The following is an 18,748-nucleotide window of genomic DNA, read 5'->3' as shown; positions in this document are numbered from 1 at the left end:
TCGACCCGCGCCAACGAGGCCAGGCCGTCGACGACCCCTCGACCGGTCGCCCTCCGCAGCGCGGCTCGGACACCTGCCACCACCACCCATCATCACGCAGAGTGTTCACTTGAATTGCCTCTGTTGCATCGGCGATCGTGAGCTTATGCTCGCCCCTTGGGTGTGACGCAAGCCTCACCTCGACTACCGGAGAACACGGGACCTTGCATTTGTAGAAGATCCGCAACGGTGAATGCAGAAGCGCAATGAACGGCCGGACGTAATGATCCGGGCGCGCTTCCGCATGCTCGACACAGGCGTTTCGTCGCCACGTCGGGCGATCACGAGGAGGGCTCGACGGTGCGCGGACGGCAGCTCAGACGAGCGGCAATCTGCCTGCTGGCGGTCGGGGCGACGGTGCCGGTCACCGGCTGCGGCAGCGGGCAGGAGGCGGTCGAACGACAGGCGTCGGGGCGGGGCGAGCGGGCCCGGACGGCTTCGGATGCCGAACGCGCGGCGGCGGAAAAGGCGGCGCTTGAGGCGTACTCCGGATATCTCACGGCCTCGCGCACGGCGAGCCGGCGCAATGATCCGCACGCGCCGGAACTGTCCAGATTTCTCGCTGATCCACTGTTGACCCGGGTGCAACTGTCCATTCGCGACGCTAAGGAGCACGGCGCGATGCGTACCGGGACATTGAAATCCGATCCGACCGTGGCCGCCGTCGACCTCGACTCGGACCCGGCCACCGTGGAGATCCAGGACTGCCTGGACGCCACCGGATATCGGCTGGTCTACACGAAGGACCAGCGGGCGGTGCCGGGCAGCGGTGGCGGCAAGCACCTGGCCACGGCCACCGCCACCCGCTATCCCGACGGTCGCTGGCTGATCAGCTCCGGCTCGGCGCACCCGGACCAGCCGTGCTGACCCGCCGCGTGTTCGCCGGGGTCGGTCTGGCGTTGCTGCTGGTGGTCGGCGCGACCCTGCCGGCCGCCGCCGCCCGACGCGCGGACCCGGGAGTGGAGTGCCCCCCCGGCCAACCGGACTGCAACGTCTGGGACGACGAGCCCGGCACGCCGGGCGGCCCCGGCGGCGGTGGCGACAACGGCGGTGGCGACTCCGGCGGCGGTGGGGGCGGCGGCGTCTGCCAGTGGGGCGGGCGGACGATCCCCTGCTACGACGACGTGCTGGGCTGGTTCAACAACGGTGACGGGTGCTACTACAAGCTCGCCGTGCCGCAGCCGCCGGCAGCCGAGGGCCAGCAGTGGTACGTGCAGACCTGCAACGGCGGCGACCTCGGCGCCCAGGAGACAGTGCCGCTCGACGGGCCACCGGCCGGCTTCGGCGCTCCGCCGGACCCGGAGGAGCTGGCCCGTCGTGCCCTCGCGTCGATCAAGTTGCTGCCGGCACGGCTCAAGGTGGCGCCCCGCAAGGACATCGGCCCCGGACTGGTTGGCCTGCCGGTGTGGATGTGGGCCACCCCGAGCCCCAGCTACTTCGGGCCGCTGCGCGCCTCCGCGTCCGACCGTGGGTTGACCGTCTCCATCGAGGCGACTGTCGACCGGATCGTCTGGAGCATGGGCAACGGCGCCACGGTCACCTGCACCAAGGCCGGCACCCCGTACGACGCGAAGGGCAAGCGCGCCGGCAAGACCTCCCCGGACTGCGGCTACGACAGCGGCTACCCGAAGGCCGGCACCTACCGGGTGGGCGCCACCACGTACTGGACGGTGCGCTGGTGGACCGGCGACGGCGACGAGGGCGACCCGATCGCGCAGACCCGGACCAGCGGCACCGTGCCGGTCCAGATCAAGGAACTCCAGGTGGTGACCAGGTGAGTGAGCCGGTTCAGCGAGCCCCACAGTCGGGAACGGAGATCGAACGGTGAGTCTGGCGACGCGCAACTCGACCGGGCCGGTGGACGCGCCGGTCACCCCGCCCAAGGTGGTCCGGCAGCGTCGCGTCCGCCCCGGGCTGCTGGGCCTCGCCGTGCTCCTGATCGCCCTCGGCGGGCTGGGAGCCGCGTTCGCTGTCACCTCGGTCCGGGCCACCGGCAGCTACCTCGCGGTGGCCCGGCCGGTGGAGGTGGGTCGGGAGATCAGCGCCGCCGATCTGATCACCGTGCAGGTCGCCGGCGGCCAGGGGTTGCACCCGGTGCCCGCGGGCCGGCTGGACGAGGTGGTCGGTAAGCGGGCGGCCGTCGCGCTGGTGCCCGGCACCCTGCTCACCCTCGGGCAGGTCACCGACGACCCGCTGCTCGGCCCGGGTCAGCAGCAGATCGCGCTCGGTCTGAAGACCGCCCAGGTGCCGGCCCGTGCACTGCACCCCGGAGACAAGGTGCTGCTGGTCAGCACCCCGGACGAGAACGCCACCGGGGCGGCGGCCGGTGCGGGCACCCGGTTCGCGGCCACAGTCATCGACATGGTCAGCCCGACTGACGACGAGAAGGTGCTGTACCTGGCGCTACTCATCCGGGACGTACCCGCCGTGGTGGCGCTGGCCGCCCAGGAGCGGATCGCAGTCGTCCTGACCGAGGCGGCCTGAGCATGGCGATCATCGCGTTGGTGTCCGCGAAGGGCTCGCCCGGCGTGACCACCTCGGCGTTGGCCTGCGCCCTGACCTGGCACCGCCGGCTGGTCCTCGCCGAGTGCGACCCGGCCGGCGGCTCGATCCTCGCCGGCTACCTGGGCGGTCAGCTGGACGGGCCGCGCGGCATCGGCGAGCTGGCCGTCGGGGAGCTGCGCGACGGCAACCTGGAGACCGCCTTCTGGTCCCAACTGGTCGACCTGGACGCGCCGCGCCGGGAACGGCTGCTGCTGCCCGGGTTGATCGACCCGGCGCAGGCCGGCAGCGTCAACCCGCTCTGGCAGCGCTTCGCCGACTACTTCACCGCCCTGGACCGGGGCACCCCCGGCTACGACGTGCTCGTCGACTGCGGCCGGCTGCACGTCACCGGCCCGCCGTGGCCACTGCTGCGGGCCGCCTCGGTGGTGCTGCTGGTAACCCGGGCCCACCTGCCCGACCTGTCCGGCACCAGGGCGGTCGTCAGCACGATCGAGCGGGACTTCGCCGAACACCGGGTGCCGCCGGGCACCCTGCGGCTGCTGCTTGTCGGCAACGGGCACGGGCGCGCGGAGATCAGTCGAGGGTTGAAACTGCCGGTGATCGCCCGGCTGCCGCACGACCCGCGTACCGCAGGGGTGCTCGCCCTCGGCGGGACCGTCCGGTCCGGACGCCCGCTGCTGCGCGCGGCCGCCGCGCTGGAGGTGCCGGTGGGGGCGCTGCTGGAACGTCGGCGGGCACGGCTGGCGTGGCCGGTGCAGCAGGGGGTGCCGGATGCGGTTTGAGCCCGTCTCCACCGACCCACGTCAGCAGCCGCCGGGCGCGACGTCCACCGCGCCGCCGCTGGCCCCGCCGAACGGCCGGCACCACCAGTCGGCGGCGATACCGCAGCCGATGCCCACGGCCACAGCGCCGCCGGAGGTGGCGCCGCGACCCCGGATGGATTTCCAGGTGGTCCGGGAGCTGCGTCGGGAACTGACCGAACGACTCACCCTGTGGCAACGCGGCCGGGAGTTCACAGTCGACGAGGAGGACACCGAGCGGGCCCGACTGGCCGTCACCGTGGTCTCCGAGTACGCGGACGCGGTCCGTCGCGCCGGGACACCGATGGCCGCCGGCGAGGAACGACTGCTGCTCGACCAGGTGACCGCCGAGTTGGTCGGGCTGGGCCGGCTACAGACCCTGCTGGTCGACGACACCATCGAGGAGGTGCACATCCTCGGCTGTGACGTGGTGCGCATCACCCGGCACGGCGGTGGCGTGGACTGGGCCGAGCCGATCGCCGACAGCGACGCGGAGCTGGTGGAGATCCTCCAGGCGGCGGCGCGGCGGGCCGGCGCGACCGAACGGTCACTGTCCACGGTGAAGCCCACCCTGGACCTGCAACTACCCGACGGCAGTCGCCTGGCCGCCGTGTTCCTGGTCAGCCACCGCCCGTACGCGGTGATCCGCAAGCACAACACCCTGGACGTGAGCCTCGACGACGTGGCCGGCGCCCGGGGTGACCTGGACGAGATGATCGACCCCCTGCTGCGCGACTTCCTGCGTGCGGCGATGCGCGCCGGGTTGAACATCATGGTCGCCGGGCTGGCCGGCGCCGGAAAGACCACGATCATCCGAGCGCTCATGAACGAGATCCCGCCCGACGAGCCGTACGTGCTGCTGGAGGAGAGCCGGGAGCTGTTGCCGGCCCGCCGCCGCGAGAGGCACCGGGCGGTGATGAGCTTCGAGGCGCGGGAGGGGCACGGCGAGCGCGGCTTCGACGGCCGGCCGGCGGGTGAGGTGACGATCGCGGACCTGATCCCGCTCTCGCTGCGGATGGGCGTGCTGCGGATCATCGTGGGTGAGGTGCGGTCCCGGGAGATCGTGCCGATGCTCCAGGCGATGACCACCAGCCGGGGCTCGATGTGCACCATTCACGCCCGTACGGCGGCGGGGGTGGGTGAACGGATCGTCGAGCTGGCGCTGGCGCACGGCCGGGAGATGACAGTCGACCAGGCCCGCCGGATGGCGGGCAACGCCCTCGACCTGATCGTCTACGTCACCATCGAGGACGAGAGCGCGATCGGCGGCCGTAAGCACCGGTTCGTCTCGCACGTGGAGGAGGTGATCGGGGCCGGTGAGGCCGGACGGATCACCACCACCACCGTCTTCGGTCCCGGTCCGGACGGCCGCGCGGTCCCCCGCCACCTGCCGGAACGGGTCCGCGACCAGTTGCTGCGGGTGGGGTACGACGTCCGGCTGCTGACCCGCTGGATCGAGGCCGGTACGGGTGCCTGGCGGCGTCCCCGACAGACCCGACTGGCCCGGCGGTGACCTGATGGGGAACAGCCTGGAGTTGATCGCGGTGGTCTCCGGGGCCGCCTGTGTGGCCGGGTTGCTGCTGGCGGTCGTCGCGCTTGTGGGCACCCGTCGGCCTGCCGGGCCCGGCCCGGGAGCGGGGCCCGGCCTGAGCCGCCTCTGGCACGGCTCCGGTGCCACCCCCTCCGAGCGCCGGGCCTACCAGACGCTGCTGCTCGTCGCGGTGGTCGCCGGAGCGTTGGCGTTCCTGCTGACCGGCCTGCCGGTGGTGGGCCTGCTGGTGGCGGTGGCGGTGCCCGGCGCGCCGTGGCTGTTCGCCGTGGGCAAGGCCGAGCAGCGGGCGATCGCCCGGATCGAGGCCGTCGGCGAGTGGACCCGCCGGCTCAAGGACGTCTCCGGCACGGGGCAGGGCCTCCAACAGGCGATCATCAGCACGATCGGCAGCGTCCCACCCGGCATCGAGGACGAGGTACGGCTTCTCGCCGCCCGGTTGCAGGCCGGCTGGCTGGCCCGGTCCGCGTTGCTGGCGTTCGCCGACGAGATCGGCGACCCGGTCTGCGACCAGGTGGTGGCGGCGTTGATCCTGCACCTCACCGACCGAGGTGAGCGGCTGGGCGACGTGCTCGGCTCGATCGCCGGCGCGGCGGCAGCGGAGGTGGCTACCCGCCGGGAGATCGAGGCCAAGCGCACCCAGCCCCGGTTCGCGGTCCGCTTCCTGACCGGGATGACGCTTGCGACGCTGGCGTACGGGCTGGTCAACACCGAGTACATCAAGCCGTACGGCACTCCGACGGGTCAGGTGGTGATGGCCGCGCTCGGCGCCGCCTTCATCGGCCTGCTGGCCTGGGTGCGGTCGATGAGCCAGCCGCAGCGGCCGGCCCGGTTCCTGCCGGCGCCCGACCCCCAGGAGGTGGTGGTCGCATGAGCGCGGTGGTCGCGATCGGACGGTGGTCCCGATGATCCTCAACTGGCACCTCGCCGTCGCGGTCTGCGGCGGGGCGACGATCGGGTTGGGCGTGTTCCTGGTGGTCCGGGAGCTGGTGCCGGCGACCCCCGCGCTCGGGCCGGCGCTGCGCCGCCTGCACCAGCCCCAGGGCACCGGGCGGGTGGCCGCTCCCGCCTCCCGTCGGCTGGACTGGCTGACCGGGCCGTCCCGCTGGTTGCGACCACCGCACCGGCAGCTCGCCCTGATCGGCCAGACCTCCGAGCAGTACGCGCTGTCGGTGCTGCTGTCCGCGCTCGTCGGGCTGGCCACGCCGACCCTGCTCGGGGTGGCGCTGTTCGTGCTCGGTGTGTCGCTGCCGCTCGTCGTACCGGTGCTGGGTGGCCTCGGCATGGCGCTGATCGCCGGCCTGTTGGCGCACCGCTCGGTGCTGGCCAAGGCGGACGCCGCCCGCGACGAGTTCCGCCAGGCCGTCTGCACGTACCTGGATCTGGTGGCCCTCCAGCTCTCCGCCGCGCACGGGCCGGTGCAGTCGCTGGAGCGGGCCGCGGCGGTCTGCGACGGCTGGGTGTTCGACAGGCTTCAGGAGTCGCTGCGGATCGCCCAGATGCAGATGCACGCGCCCTGGGACGAGCTGCGCGATCTCGCCGACAAGATCGGCATCCCGGAGCTGGGCGACGTCGGGGCGATCATGCGCTCCTCCGGCAGCGAGGGCGCACAGGTGCACGAGACCCTGCGCAGCCGGGCCGACTCGCTGCGCGACCAGATCCGCACCGACAACCTGGCTCGCGCCGAGGGCGTGACCAGCCGACTCGACATCCCGGGCGCGCTACTCGTCTTCGTGCTGCTCGGCTTCGTCGTCTATCCGTTCATCGCCCGTGTCTGATCCGACCCCCGAGAAGGAGTACGCCATGTCCATCCTCACCTACCTACACGTCGTGGTGACGACGCGCTTCGCCGAGCTGCGGCGGGACGCCGAGCGCGGCGACAGCCCCGTACCGACCGCCGTGATCATCTTCGGTCTGGTCTTCGTGGCGACAATCGTCACCGGCCTGGCCCTCGGCAAGGCCAGGGACTGGATGAATGCCGTCCCGGGCCACACCAACCCGAAGTAGCCGGCATGCGCCGAGCCGCGTTCCCGAGGTGGCGCCGGACGGTTCGCGCCGTCCGGTGCCGCCTCGCGGCCGGTGACCCGGAGCGGGGCGCCAACCCGGTGGAGCTTGCCGTGCTGATGCCGCTGATCCTGGTGCTCCTGTTCGCCTCGATCCAGGTCGCGGCCGTGTTCCTGGCCCGCTCCACCGCGTTGAACGCCGCGCAGAGCGGGGTCAACGCCCAGCGGCTCTACAACGCGTCGGACGATTCCGGAAAGGCCAGCGCCACCCGGTTCCTGACCGCCACGGGCGGCTGGTTGGTGGGCTGGGAGAAGACCGGGCCGACCTGTGTGACCACCGAGATCGAGGTGACCTGCACGGTGACCGGCCGGTCCCTGTCGGTGGTGCCCGGCGTGGACTTCGCCGTGCGGCAGACCGCGCACGGGACGGTGGAGCGGGTGACCGCGCCGTGAACCGGGCCGCCGAGCGGGGCTCGGTCTCCATCGAGGTGGCGGTGCTCGCGCCCGCGATCATCGCGCTGATGGTGCTGGCCGGCGTGGCCGGACGCAGCGCGGTGGCGGCCGAGGCTCTCGACACCGCCGCGCACGACGCGGCCCGCGCCGCCTCGATCTCCCGGACTGCGGGCGACGCCCGGAAGGCGGCCCGGGACGCGGCCCGGCAACAGTTGGACTGGCGGGGTCTGGCCTGCACCGGCGCTCCGACGCTGAGGTTCACCGGCTCGGTCGGCGGCACCGCCACCAGCTTCGACGACGCCTACCGCAGCGCGCTCGGGCAGGACGCCACGGTCACCGTCGAGATCGTCTGTCAGGTGTCCTTCCGCGACCTGCGGCTCGCCGCCGTGCCCGGGATGCCAAGCGAGAACCGCATCGTGGCACGGTTCACCTCGCCACTGGACCGCTACCGGAGCCGGGGATGAACGCCCGTCCGCTGTCCGGCGACCACGGGCGGGTCAGCATCTTCCTGGCGGTGGCGATGGTCGGCGTACTGGCCATCGTCGGGCTCTCCTTCGACGGCGCCGGGCAGCTGCGCACGCTGCAACGCGCCGACAACCTGGCCGCCGAGGCGGCCCGCGCGGGCGGGCAGGCCATCGACCGGGCCACCGCGATCGAGGGCGGGCCGACGCGAATCGACCAGCGGCAGGCCCGCGTCGCCGTCGCCGACTACCTCACCGCCGCCGGCACCACCGGTCACACCGTCAGCTTCCCGCAGATCGCCGGGGAGATCGTCGTCCGGGTACGCGTCACGATCACCTACCGCCGCTCGATGCTCGGGCTGTTCGGCTTCGCCGACCGGGTCACCGTCACCGGCGAGGCGACCGCGCGAGCCATCACCGCAGGACCGTAGGAAGGAAGGCCGCCATGTCCGCATCGGGTCGGTCCGTCGTACGGCGGACCGGACGCGTCCTCACCGGCGTCGGCGCGCTCGTCGTGCTCTGCGCTCTGGTGGTGGGCGCGCCGGTCGCGCTGCTCGCCTTCGCGGGCAATCCCCTGCCCGACCATCTACCCACCCTCGCCGAGATGGGCACCGCCCTGACCAGCCGCGACGACGGGCAGCTCTTCCTGCGGGCTCTGGCGCTGGCCGGCTGGTTCGGCTGGGCCACGTTCGCCTTCTCCGTCGTGGTCGAGCTGGGTGCGCAGAGCCTGCGCCGGCCCGCGCCGAAGCTGCCGGGGATGAGCCGCCAGCAGAAGGCCGCCGCCGCGCTTGTCGGTTCGGTCGCGCTGATCCTCGCGGCCAGCCCGGCCGCCGCCAGCGCCGCCGCGATCTACACCGGTCCGGCGTACGCCCAGTCGAGCGCGTCGACAGGCGCCGCCCGACTGCCCGACCGTGGGTCGCTCGGAGTGGCCGGGAGCGGGCCGCTCGCGACGACCGGCAGCGGGCCGATCAGAACGGCCGGCAGCGGGCCGCTCGGACTGGTCGCGCCACCCGGGCCGGGCGCCGGCGACCAGGCCGCTCCGGTGTATCGCGTGGCGCGGGGCGACTACCTCGGAGAGGTGGCCGAGCGGTACCTCGACGAGTTCGACGACTATCGACAGCTCGCCAAGCTGAACCGGTTGGACGACCCGGATCGGATTCGCCCCGGCCAACTGCTCCGGCTTCCGGCGGAGGCCACCGACCAGGGCGCTCACCCACACGCCACAGGCAAGCTCGTCGGCCGGCCCGCCGCGCCCAAGCCGCAGGCCCCACGACCGACACCGGAGCGGACCGCGCCGGAGCGGGCGGAGCAGGCACCCCCCGGCGGTACGGAGCCGACAGGTCAGGCACCCTCGATGACCGTCGGCGCGGCACGGGCCGGAACCACCGACCGGGTGAACCGACCGCTGGCGGTCTCCGCCGTCCTGGCTGTGGCGAGCATCGTGGGGGCGCAGATCGGAGCGGTTCTCGGGTTGCGCCGCCGCCCGGCCACCGCCGGTGCCGCCCCTCGGTTGACCGCGGCCACCCGCGCGCCCCGAGGTGGCTCGGGTCGGAGCAGCGGCAGCTCCCGCAGCGGCCGTCGGAGCAGCGGTGCCGCGTGGGCCGCCAGTCGTGCGGCGGCAGCCACCGAGAGCACGGCGGCACCGACCGGAGGCCCCGCCTTCGGCGGCACAACGGCCTGGACCGGCGAGAAGGGCCGGACCGGCGACGAGGGCTGGACCGGCACAGAGGGCTGGACCGGCGATGACCAGCGCGGACTCGCCGCCGGCGGGCCCGGCTGGGATGCCGTGCCGGACGAACCGTCGACCGGTCGGCACCGACGCGGCTGACCTCTCAGGCGACGGCACGTGCCGGACGAGCCGTCCACCAGTCGCCAACGACGAAGCTGGCCGGTCACGCGGCACGCGGCACGACCGGCGGCACGGGCTGGTCAGCTCGTTCCAGGCGCCGCGAATCGCGACCGGCGGCCGATGGTCCGGAGAGCGGTATACCTCAGAGGCATACTTATGACTCTGAGGTATACCGACTGAGAGCAACACCACCCCGACGGCCCGGGACACCGACGCCGCCCGGTCAAGCCAACAGCAGCCCGACGGCCGGGAACGCCGACGCCGTCAGCGTGAGAGCGACACCCCCCGACGGCCCGGGAACACCGACGCCGCCCGGTCAAGGCAACACCAACCCGACGGCCCGAGAAACACCAACGCCGCCGGGTCGCTCTTGGCAGAGCCTGTCAGGGCAGGCGGGCCTGGAGGACGCCGTCCTGGATCCGGGTGGGCAGGATCTGCTGGTCGTTGCCGGAAGGCCCCTGCATGACCTCGCCGCCGTTGAGTCGGAACGCGCTGCCGTGCCACGGGCAGACCACACAGGCGTGGCCGTCGATCTCCTGGACCTCGCCCTCGCCGAGCGGTCCGCTCTGGTGCGGGCAGCGCTCCAGCATCACGGTGACCTCGTCACCGTGGCGGTAGAGGATCACCGAGATGTCGTCGTCGACCTCCCGGGTGATCAGTGTGCGCTGCGGCAGCGTGGCCATGTCGGCAAGCGAGTGCCAGCCGTCGGTCATCCGGTGCAGCTCGGACACGCTCTGGTTGACCTGAGCGCCCTGCTTGTACGCCAGGTGGCCACCGATGTACGCGCCGAGGCTGACGGCGGAGAGGCCGAGGAAGCCGAGCGCCCGACCGACGCCGTGCCGCCCGGAGAGCCTTGCCGCCAGCGAGCCGGCGTAGAGGCCGACGCCGACGGTGTTCGCGGCGGCGTGCACCAGGCCGACCCGGCGCTGGTCCCGGGAGAGCGCCGCCCAGTCGTTCAGACCGGCGACCGCCGCCGGCAGCGCGCTGACGGTGCCCAGACCGACCAGTACGGTGGCCGGCCGGCGCTGACCCGGCATCAGGTCCAGCACGGCGGCGCTGATCCACGCGCCGACCGGCACCTGCACCATCGCCGGATGCAGCGGATGCCCCAACGTCACACCGTGCAGTAGGTCCCGCAGCCGCCGCGGTCGCAGCGTGCCGAGGACCACCTTCTGCAACCGGTCACCCGCGCGGTCCAGCCGGGAGTCCTGCTCGACTTTCGTCAAAAGTGCTCGCACGAGTACCGACTTCCCGGCGATCGCCGTCGCAAACCGGTCGGCGGCGACAAAGCTGCTGCGCCGACCCACGCCGCCGATCTTGCACGTTCTGCTCCAAGAATCCGGGACATACGCCGCGAACCGGCAGACCGAGGGTGCAAGATCGGCGGGGATTGCGGGGGTGGGGCCGGGCGGGCATGCTGGTTCGATGGGTGTGCGGGTGGAGCGGGCTGGTGCGGTTACCACTGTGGTGCTCGACCGGGCGGCCGCGCGGAACGCCGTCGACGGGCCTACCGCGCGGGCACTGGCGGACGCGTTTCGCGCCTTCGACGCCGATCCGGAGGCCGCGGTGGCCGTGCTCTGGGGTGCCGGCGGCACGTTCTGCGCAGGCGCCGACCTCAAGGCGATCGGCACGCCGAGCGGCAACCGGGTCGAGCCGGAGGGCGACGGCCCGATGGGTCCGACCCGCATGGCGTTGAGCAAGCCGGTGATCGCGGCGATCTCCGGGTACGCGGTGGCCGGCGGCCTGGAGCTGGCGCTCTGGTGCGACCTGCGGGTCGCCGAGTCCGACGCCACGCTCGGAGTGTTCTGCCGACGCTGGGGAGTGCCGCTTGTCGACGGCGGAACGGTCCGGCTACCTCGGCTGATCGGTGAGAGCCGCGCCCTGGACCTGATCCTCACCGGGCGGGCGGTGCCCGCCGACGAGGCGTACACCATGGGGTTGGTCAACCGGGTGGTGCCGCCGGGCCAGGCACGGGCGGCAGCCGAGGAACTGGCGGCGGCGATCGCCAGGCATCCGCAGACCTGCCTGCGCAACGACCGGGCGGCGGTGCTGGCCGGCGCCGGACGGCCCGAGTCGGAGGCGCTGGCGACCGAGTTGGCGTACGGGTTGGATTCGCTGGCCACCGACGCGGCGGCCGGGGCAGCCCGGTTCGCGGCCGGCGAGGGCCGGCACGGCGCGATGCCGCCGGGAGGGTGAACCTCCCGGCGGCATCCGGTGCGGGGTGGGTCAGCTGCGGTTGATGGTGAAGGTCGAGGTGGTGTTCCTGATGTCCACCGCGTTGTTGCTCAACTGCAGGTTGTTGAAGGTCACCGACCCGACGGCCGGCCCCTGCCCGGACTCGGGCATCTCGTTGACCCAGATGCCGAAGCCGGACTTGGCGTCGTAGGCGTCACCGCTCTTGCGGGCGCCGCTGATCGAGATGTTGGTGAAGACCGTGTCGGTGACCGGGAACTGCGGCTGCCCACCGACGTAGTTGGTCTGGAACATGATGCCGCTGTAGGTCGGGTCGACGATGTCCACGTCGCTGACCCGGATGCCCTGGAACACCTTCGAGGCGGAGAAGACCCAGATCGCCGGGAAGGTCTGCCCTCCCCAGAAGTGTCCACCGGCACGCACGATCGAGATGTTCTCGAAACGGGTCGGCGGGCTCGCGCCGAATCCGTTCATCGGGTAGCCGAAGTCGAGCGAGCTGATGGTGATGCCTGAGTAGACGAGCGTGTCCGCGATGTAGATGTTGCGGAACGTGTTGCCGTAGCCGCCGTAGACGGCGACACCGGCGGCCCGCCAGGTCAGGGTCGAGGACAGGTTCTCGTAGATGTTGTCCCGCATGTCCGCGCCGCCCGAGTCGATCGCCGAGAACAGCGCGAAGCTGTCATCGCCGGTGGCCCGGGCGTCGTTGTTGCTGACCAGGTTGTTGGTGCTGCCGTTGGTCATGTTGACGCCGTCGGCGAACAGGTTGCGGATCCGCGAGTTCTTGATCGTCATGTAGTCGGTGTTGGCGCCCCAGTAGAGGCAGACCTGGTGCTCGGCCCAGATGTTGTCGATCACAATGTTCGACACGTTGGCGAAGTCGAACACCTTGCCCGGCCCGTCGATGCGCGAGGTGTAGTTGCCGAAGTAGGCGAAGTTCGCGAACGACGATCCGGCCGCCGAGTTCTCGGCCCGGAAGCCGATGTCGGTGTTCTCCTGGCCGGAGGGGGCGTTGAACCGGGTGTACCAGGGCCCGGCGCCGGTCACCTTGACCGCCTTGCCGTACACCTGGAACTTCGACGAGGTGGAGTAGGTGCCGGCGGGCAGGTACACCCCGATCAGGTTGCCTGTGGTGTCCATCCGCACCCGGTCCAGGGCGTTCTGCACGTCCTGGTGGGTGAAGCCGGCCGGCGTCGCGTAGCGGGCCGAGTCCGGGTTCGCGATCGGCGAGACCTGCTCGGTGTTGATGAAGTCGATGGCGTAGTTGGTGGTGTTGGCCGAGTCCTTCTGGAGGCGGATCTTGCTGCCGGCCGGGACCGTCGAGTTGAGCATGACGTTGGCTTCGTCGTAGATGTGCCGCGGTCCACCCGCGCTCGGCGAGTTGCCCGGGCCGGTCTCGTTGCCGTACAGCCAGGCGTAGCGGGACGTCAGGTCGATGGCCTTGTGGAACGTGCCGTTGACGTAGATGTTCAGCGTCGAGTTGATGCCCCCGCCGCCCGACGCGTCGGGGATGGAGAAGCGGGTGACGAGGGTGTTGGTGCTGGCCCGGGTGGTGAACTCGACGTAGCTGCCGGTCGAGTTGAGGGTCACCGCACGCCGGCCGGACGCCTCACCGGCCACGTCGCCGACGGTCCGGTTCGGGCCCACGACAGCCGCGCCGCCGCCGACCACGCCGTCCTCGGCCTCGTACATGTCGTACGGCATGTTGGCGCCGCGACCGACGAAGAGCGGCCGGTCACTTGTGTTGTTGCCCTGCTTGACCGGCAGTTCGTTGCTGTCGGCGGCGAGCACGACCCGGACCGTGTACTTGCCGTTCGCGGCCGTCCAGGTGCCCAGGTTGACCGGGCCGACTGTGGCCCCGGCGTTGATCACACCGGAGTACGAGCCGGTCAGGGTACGGACCACGGTGCCCGATTCGTTGAGCACGGTGAGCGTGATGCCGTGCGACCCGGACGCGGACGCCACGCTGCCGGCGTTGCGGATCGACACGGAGAAGGTGACCGTGTTGCCTGCCGACGGGTTGCCCGGCGACCAGGCCACCGCAGAGGCGACCAGGTCACTGGTGGCGACCGGGCTCACCACGAGCGGGCTCGGGTTGGAGTAGCTGTTGTTGGTGTCGTCCTGCTCGACGACGGCGTTGGCCTCGTCGACCTTCGCGCTGAGCGGGTAGCTGCCCGCGTCGCGGGTGCCGATGCTCGCGCTGACAGTGGTCGAGGCGCCGGCCGCCAGGCCGCCGACCGACGCGGTGCCGACCCGGGTGGAGCCCAGGTAGAAGTTGACGTTGGTGGCCCCGGAGGCGGCCGAGCCGGCGTTGCGCACGGTGGCCGAGAGCGAGATGGTGCTCGTCTCCACAGGCGCGGACGGGCTGACCGACATGCCTGTCACTGTGAGATCCGGGTTCGGCGCGGGGGTGCCGATGACCTGGAACTCGGCCACCTGCCCGGCCGGTGCGCCGGAGTTCGAGGCGATCGAGAGCCGTACGTCGGCCGCGGCGCCGGAGACCGGGATGGTCACCGTGTTGCCGCTGGACGGGTTGAAGGTGTAGTTCGCCGCGCCGACCAGGGTGGTGAAGGTCGACGAGCCCTGGTCCCGGCCCAACACCGTGATGTTCTGGGTACGCGTGCCCCAGGAGGAGTCCGGGTTGAGCTTCAACACGACCTGGCTGAGGCTGGCGTTCGCGCCGAGCTGCACGGTGAGCGTGCTCGGGTTGCCGTTGCCCTCCCAGTAGGTGGCCACGTTGTTGTCGTTGGCGTTGGTGGCCACGAACGTGTGCACGTACCCGGAGGCGGTGATCGGCTTGCCGACCGCCAGGTTGGTGCCGGTCGGCGGGGTGCCGGTGCCGGTCCGGGTCACCGTGTTGCTGTTCGACGACTGGTTGCCGGCCGCGTCCTTGGCCCGCACGTAGTACGAGACGGTGGCGCTGTCCGACTGGCTGTCGGTGTACGTGAGCGTCGAGCCGCTGACGCTGCCGCGCAGCCCGCCGTTCGCGTACACGTCGTACCCGGTCACGCCCACGTTGTCGCTGGACGCCGACCAGGTGAGGCGGATCTGGCCGCTGGCCGGCTGGGTGTAGGCCAGGTTGCCGGGGGCGCTGGGGGCCTGGGTGTCGGTGCTGCCGCTGGCGCCGTACACCTCGACCTCGGACAACTGGGCGGCCGGCCAGCCGGAGTTGCCGGTGACCTGCACCCGTACGTAGCGGGTGCTGGCCGCGGTGAAGCTGACGGTCGCCGTGTTGCCGGTGCCCGGGTCGAACGTGTAGCCGCCGGACGCCTTCAGGGTGGTGAAGGACGAGCCGTTCGTGGAGCCGAGGATCGACAGCGTCTGCGTACGGGTCTGCCAGTCCGAGGACGGCGGGAGCTTGAGCACCACCCGGTCCACGTTCACTGTGGCGCCGAGGTCGGCCTGGATCCACTGCGGGAACGCGTTGTTGGCGCTCTCCCAGTAGGTCGAGGCGTTGCCGTCGTTGGCGTTGCTCGCCACGTAGTTCTGGTTGTAGCTGCTGGCGCTCATGGTGGCGGAGAGCCCGGCGAGCAGGGCCGCGCGGGCGGACCCGGCCGCAGCCGGAGCCGGAGCCGGCTTGGTCGTCGCTGCCGCGCTCGCGGGGGTGAGGGCGGGGGCGGCGGCGAGGAGCAGTCCGGCGAGCGTGCCGGCGAGCAGCCGTCGGCGGGCCGGCAGTCGGCCGGCTCGGGGGAAGGGACCGGGCGAGCCGGTACGCGGGGTGCCTCGGGTGGGGCCGTTTCTCGACATGGGTGGCTACACCTCTTTCGGGGGTGGTGTGGGTGCGTTGCCCGGTGACGGGTGCAGGGGTACGCCCGTCGTGCCGCGACAGGTGGGGGACGGTGCGGTGTGGGACGGGTGCGGACGGGCTCGGCGCCGCGCTGCGCCGGGCTCCCGACCGGTGGCCCCCGCCCAGCTCGGGCGGGGGCCGTCGGCCTAGCTGGAGTAGACCTCGAACTCGCTGAGCTGACCGGCGGGCCAGCCGGTGTTGCCGGTGAAGGTCAGCCGCAGGTATCGCTGGCTGGTCGCCGTGAAGGTCACGGTGACCGTGTTGCCGCTGGCCGGGTTGAAGGTGTAGCCGGCGGACGCCTTCAGAGTGGTGAAGGACGAGCCGGTGGTGGAGCCGAGCACCGCCAGCGTCTGCGTACGGGTCTGCCACGCCGACGACGGCGGCAGCTTCAGCACGACCCGGGACACCGAACGGGTGGCGCCGAGGTCAACAGTCAGCGACTGCGGGAAGGCGTTGTTGGCGCTCTCCCAGTAGGTGTTCGCGTTGCCGTCCACCGTGTTGGTCCCCGCGTACACGTCGGAGTGGCTGGTCTCGGTGACCGACCGTCCGGCCGCGAGGTTGCCACTGGGCGGGGGCGTGGTCGGCGGGGCGGTGGTCGGCGGTGCCGTCGTCGGGGGTGCGGTGGTCGGCGGTGCCGTGGTGGCGGTGCCGCCGTACACCTCGATCTCGCTGAGCTGGGCGGCCGACCAGCCGGTGTTGCCGGTGACGGTGACCCGGATGTAGCGGCGGTCACCGGAGGGCAGACCGATCGAGACGGTGTTGCCGCTGCCGGGGTCGAAGACCCGGCCGGCGGACGACGCCAGGGTGGCGTACGACGACCCGTCGGTGGAGCCCAGCACCGACAGGGTCTGGGTACGGCGTTCCCAGCCGGCGGGCAGCTTGAGCACCACCCGGTCGACCGAACGGGCCGCGCCCAGGTCCACGGTCAGCGACTGCGGGAAGGCGTTGTTGGCGCTCTCCCAGTAGGTGCCCGCGTTGCCGTCCACGGCGTTGCCCGCCGTGTAGTTCTGGTTGGTGCTGGTCGCGGTCGTCGACCGGTTCAGCGCCAGGTTCCCGCCGGTGGGTGGCGGCGTGGTCGGCGGCGCGGTGGTGGGTGCAGCGGTGGTGGGTGGCGCGGTGGTGGGGCCGGTCGTCGGCGGGTTGCTGGGGCCGCCACCCCACTGCGGCTCCGGCCACGGCCCGCAGTACGGGGTGGACGTGTACCAGCCCGAATTGCCGCTGCCCTGGGTGATCTGGAAGCCGCCGCCCACGCAGTTGTGCATCGGGTTGCTCTGCGCGATGTTCGTGGCCCGCACGTTCGTGAACGACACCTGGCTGGGCGCCTGCACCTGGAGCGCGTACGTGCCGGCGCCGTCGATCCGTACGTTGTTGAGGTTGATCCCGCTGGTCTGGCCCTCGATCCAGTGCAGGGCGGCGTACGAGCTGTCCAGGATGTCGGTGTCGGTGATGTTGATGGTGGCCTGCTGGAACGCCTCGTTGAGGGCGGAGAACCAGATCGCCCCGACGCCGAAGTTCCAGTTGTAGTCCGAGTTGCCGTTGCGGATCAGCGTGTTCCGGGCGATCGTCCAGGTGCCCCGGACCGCGGTGTCGCCCTGCACACCCGGGTAGCGGTTGGCGACGTGGATGCCACCGCCGTTGGTGATCGAGTCGGCAGTCACGTTGTCGGAGATCGTGATGTCCCGACCGCCGTAGCTGACCAGGTGGTTCGCCAGCAGCGTCACACCGATGGTGTTGTGCGTGAACGAGTTCTTGACGTTCGGCACGCTCTGCGCCCACATCGCCAGGGCGTCGTCGCCGGTGTTGCGGACGAACGTGTTTGTCACAGTCGAGTTGGTGACGCCGGTGTGGAAGTTCACCCCGTCCGCGGTCTGGTCCAGGATGCGGCTGTTGCGGATCGTGAAGTTGTCCATCGGGCCGTCCATCCACGCCCCGACCTTTGTGTTCTCCAACCACAGGTTGTCCACCACCGAGTCGGTCATCGCCCCGCCCAGGGCGTTGACCTGGTCCTCGTCCACCCGTTCGCGGATGTCGCCGATGATGGCGAAGTCCCGCAGTGTGACGTTGCGGCTCGGCCCGCCGGCCTCGTGCGACCGGATCTCACCCGTGTAGCCGCCGCCGGAGACGTACTTGCCGTAGATGCCTGCGGCCCGCTTACGGTCGGTGGGGTGCCGCCCGCCGAGCACCGAATACCAGGGACCGGCGCCGCGCAGGGTCACCCCGTCGACCACCACGTGGTCCCACAGGGTGAACGTGCCGGTCGGGATCCAGACGGCCCGGCCCTGGGCCTTACCGGCGTCGACCGCGGCCTGGAACTTCGCTGTGGAGTCCGTCGCGCCACTCGGGTCGGCGCCGAAGTCGGTGACCACGTCGAGCACACCGGAGGGCTTGCTGATAGGTGCGCCCACCAGCTCGAAGTCGGCCAGGTCGATGGTGAACGTCGGCGACTGGGCGGTCGAGGAGACCTGCAACCGGATCTTCGTACCGGCCGGGTAGGTGGTGCCGAACATCGCCCGGGTCTCGTCGTAGAAGTGGTGCGGGTTCGTGTCGCCCGGGTTGTTGTTGAACGGGTATCCGCCGTAGTACCAGCCGTACCGGGACGTCACCGGAACCGACTTCAGCAGGGTGCCGTTGGCCCGTAGGTCGAGGGCGGCGTCCCGGCCGGTGCCGGCCGAGTTGTCCGGCAGGCTGTGCCGGAAGGTGACCGCGTTGGCAGGAGCGGTGAGCGTGAACTCGACGTACTCGCCGACGGAGTCGAGGGTGACCGCCTCGCGGCCGGACGCCTCCGACGGCAGCGTGCCGTAGTGACGGTCCGGGCCGATCTTCGTGCCGTTGTGCGCAGCCTTCTCCGCCTCCTGTTCGACGAACGGAACTGTCGCGCCCCGGCCGGAGATGTCGAAGGGGGACAACCCGGCCGCCGAGGCCGGGGTGGCGGTGCCGGTGACAGCGAGGGCGGTCACCGTGGTGGCGGCGAGCAGGGTGGCGGCGATCGCGGCCAGCCCGACGCGTGCCGGGTGTCGGAGGTGGTGCGGGGTGGCGGTGGTGTGGTTGGCCATGAGCTGCGCTCCCTTTCGTCAGGCAGGCCAGGTCCCCCGTTGCGGTGCGGCGTGGCGTT

The 18,748-nt window shown here is 71.7% G+C and carries 15 protein-coding genes and 1 pseudogene; 13 read left to right on the top strand and 3 right to left on the bottom strand.

Annotated elements, in window-relative coordinates:
* Positions 1-339 precede the first annotated feature (339 nt).
* The 12 genes and pseudogenes from OOJ91_RS22435 (at position 340) to OOJ91_RS22380 (ending at position 9,638) form a co-directional block, all read left to right on the top strand.
* Entirely contained in the window at positions 340-906 is a 567-nt protein-coding gene (locus tag OOJ91_RS22435) for a hypothetical protein (protein ID WP_439117094.1), read from the top strand.
* Positions 900-1,817 (top strand): hypothetical protein, encoded by a 918-nt coding sequence (locus OOJ91_RS22430; RefSeq protein WP_439117093.1) that lies wholly within the window; start codon positions 900-902, stop codon positions 1,815-1,817. Before OOJ91_RS22435 ends, OOJ91_RS22430 begins: the two co-directional genes overlap by 7 nt.
* A 46-nt stretch (positions 1,818-1,863) precedes the next feature.
* Entirely contained in the window at positions 1,864-2,523 is a 660-nt protein-coding gene (locus OOJ91_RS22425) for an SAF domain-containing protein (protein ID WP_266247926.1), read from the top strand.
* Between the two features lie 2 nt (positions 2,524-2,525).
* On the top strand, positions 2,526-3,326 hold the full coding sequence (locus OOJ91_RS22420; protein WP_266247923.1) for a ParA family protein: 801 nt from the start codon (positions 2,526-2,528) through the stop codon (positions 3,324-3,326).
* The gene (locus OOJ91_RS22415; protein WP_266247920.1) at positions 3,316-4,857 is read left to right on the top strand and encodes a CpaF family protein; all 1,542 of its coding nucleotides are present in this window, start codon (positions 3,316-3,318) and stop codon (positions 4,855-4,857) included. The genes OOJ91_RS22420 and OOJ91_RS22415 overlap by 11 nt, the downstream gene beginning before the upstream one ends.
* Positions 4,818-5,767, top strand: a pseudogene (locus tag OOJ91_RS22410) (type II secretion system F family protein). Before OOJ91_RS22415 ends, OOJ91_RS22410 begins: the two are co-directional and overlap by 40 nt.
* Positions 5,768-5,801: 34 nt before the next feature.
* Positions 5,802-6,671, top strand: a complete 870-nt coding sequence (locus OOJ91_RS22405) for a type II secretion system F family protein (protein ID WP_439117126.1) — start codon at positions 5,802-5,804, stop codon at positions 6,669-6,671.
* Positions 6,672-6,696: 25 nt separating this feature from the next.
* Entirely contained in the window at positions 6,697-6,900 is a 204-nt protein-coding gene (locus tag OOJ91_RS22400; RefSeq protein WP_266249801.1) for a hypothetical protein, read from the top strand.
* A 5-nt stretch (positions 6,901-6,905) separates the two neighbouring features.
* Positions 6,906-7,349: a TadE/TadG family type IV pilus assembly protein gene (locus OOJ91_RS22395; protein WP_266247912.1), complete on the top strand. Its 444-nt coding sequence runs from the start codon at positions 6,906-6,908 to the stop codon at positions 7,347-7,349.
* Complete coding sequence (locus OOJ91_RS22390) at positions 7,346-7,813, top strand: TadE/TadG family type IV pilus assembly protein (protein ID WP_266247910.1); 468 nt, start codon at positions 7,346-7,348, stop codon at positions 7,811-7,813. The genes OOJ91_RS22395 and OOJ91_RS22390 overlap by 4 nt, the downstream gene beginning before the upstream one ends.
* Positions 7,810-8,241, top strand: a complete 432-nt coding sequence (locus OOJ91_RS22385) for a pilus assembly protein TadG-related protein (protein ID WP_266247909.1) — start codon at positions 7,810-7,812, stop codon at positions 8,239-8,241. The genes OOJ91_RS22390 and OOJ91_RS22385 overlap by 4 nt, the downstream gene beginning before the upstream one ends.
* A gap of 14 nt (positions 8,242-8,255) precedes the next feature.
* Entirely contained in the window at positions 8,256-9,638 is a 1,383-nt protein-coding gene (locus tag OOJ91_RS22380; protein WP_439117092.1) for a LysM peptidoglycan-binding domain-containing protein, read from the top strand.
* A 404-nt stretch (positions 9,639-10,042) separates the two neighbouring features.
* Here the strand turns inward: OOJ91_RS22380 and OOJ91_RS22375 are convergent, their stop codons facing one another.
* Positions 10,043-10,897, bottom strand: coding sequence for a DUF2231 domain-containing protein (locus OOJ91_RS22375; RefSeq protein ID WP_266247907.1), 855 nt, complete (start codon positions 10,895-10,897; stop codon positions 10,043-10,045).
* 187 nt (positions 10,898-11,084) lie between these two features.
* Between OOJ91_RS22375 and OOJ91_RS22370 the strand changes: the two genes are divergently transcribed.
* A complete protein-coding gene (locus tag OOJ91_RS22370; protein ID WP_266247905.1) occupies positions 11,085-11,855 on the top strand; it encodes a crotonase/enoyl-CoA hydratase family protein in 771 nt (256 codons plus the stop codon).
* Between the two features lie 30 nt (positions 11,856-11,885).
* Here OOJ91_RS22370 and OOJ91_RS22365 read toward each other — a convergent pair whose 3' ends face one another.
* Complete coding sequence (locus tag OOJ91_RS22365; protein ID WP_266247903.1) at positions 11,886-15,596, bottom strand: discoidin domain-containing protein; 3,711 nt, start codon at positions 15,594-15,596, stop codon at positions 11,886-11,888.
* 186 nt (positions 15,597-15,782) lie between these two features.
* Positions 15,783-18,689, bottom strand: coding sequence for a galactose-binding domain-containing protein (locus OOJ91_RS22360; RefSeq protein WP_266247901.1), 2,907 nt, complete (start codon positions 18,687-18,689; stop codon positions 15,783-15,785).
* Positions 18,690-18,748: the final 59 nt, after the last annotated feature.

It is taken from the genome of Micromonospora lupini (assembly GCF_026342015.1).
GTDB lineage: Bacteria > Actinomycetota > Actinomycetes > Mycobacteriales > Micromonosporaceae > Micromonospora > Micromonospora lupini_B.
Note: the sequence above shows the minus strand (reverse complement) of the source record. Positions and strands in the feature narration are given on the sequence as shown.

Coding starts and splice junctions, on each gene's coding strand:
- OOJ91_RS22385 (WP_266247909.1), top strand. CDS start 7,810: ATGAACGCCCGTCCGCTGTCCGGCGACCACGGGCGGGTCAGCATCTTC.
- OOJ91_RS22365 (WP_266247903.1), bottom strand. CDS start 15,596: ATGTCGAGAAACGGCCCCACCCGAGGCACCCCGCGTACCGGCTCGCCC.
- OOJ91_RS22370 (WP_266247905.1), top strand. CDS start 11,085: ATGGGTGTGCGGGTGGAGCGGGCTGGTGCGGTTACCACTGTGGTGCTC.
- OOJ91_RS22380 (WP_439117092.1), top strand. CDS start 8,256: ATGTCCGCATCGGGTCGGTCCGTCGTACGGCGGACCGGACGCGTCCTC.
- OOJ91_RS22420 (WP_266247923.1), top strand. CDS start 2,526: ATGGCGATCATCGCGTTGGTGTCCGCGAAGGGCTCGCCCGGCGTGACC.
- OOJ91_RS22395 (WP_266247912.1), top strand. CDS start 6,906: ATGCGCCGAGCCGCGTTCCCGAGGTGGCGCCGGACGGTTCGCGCCGTC.
- OOJ91_RS22400 (WP_266249801.1), top strand. CDS start 6,697: ATGTCCATCCTCACCTACCTACACGTCGTGGTGACGACGCGCTTCGCC.
- OOJ91_RS22415 (WP_266247920.1), top strand. CDS start 3,316: ATGCGGTTTGAGCCCGTCTCCACCGACCCACGTCAGCAGCCGCCGGGC.
- OOJ91_RS22360 (WP_266247901.1), bottom strand. CDS start 18,689: ATGGCCAACCACACCACCGCCACCCCGCACCACCTCCGACACCCGGCA.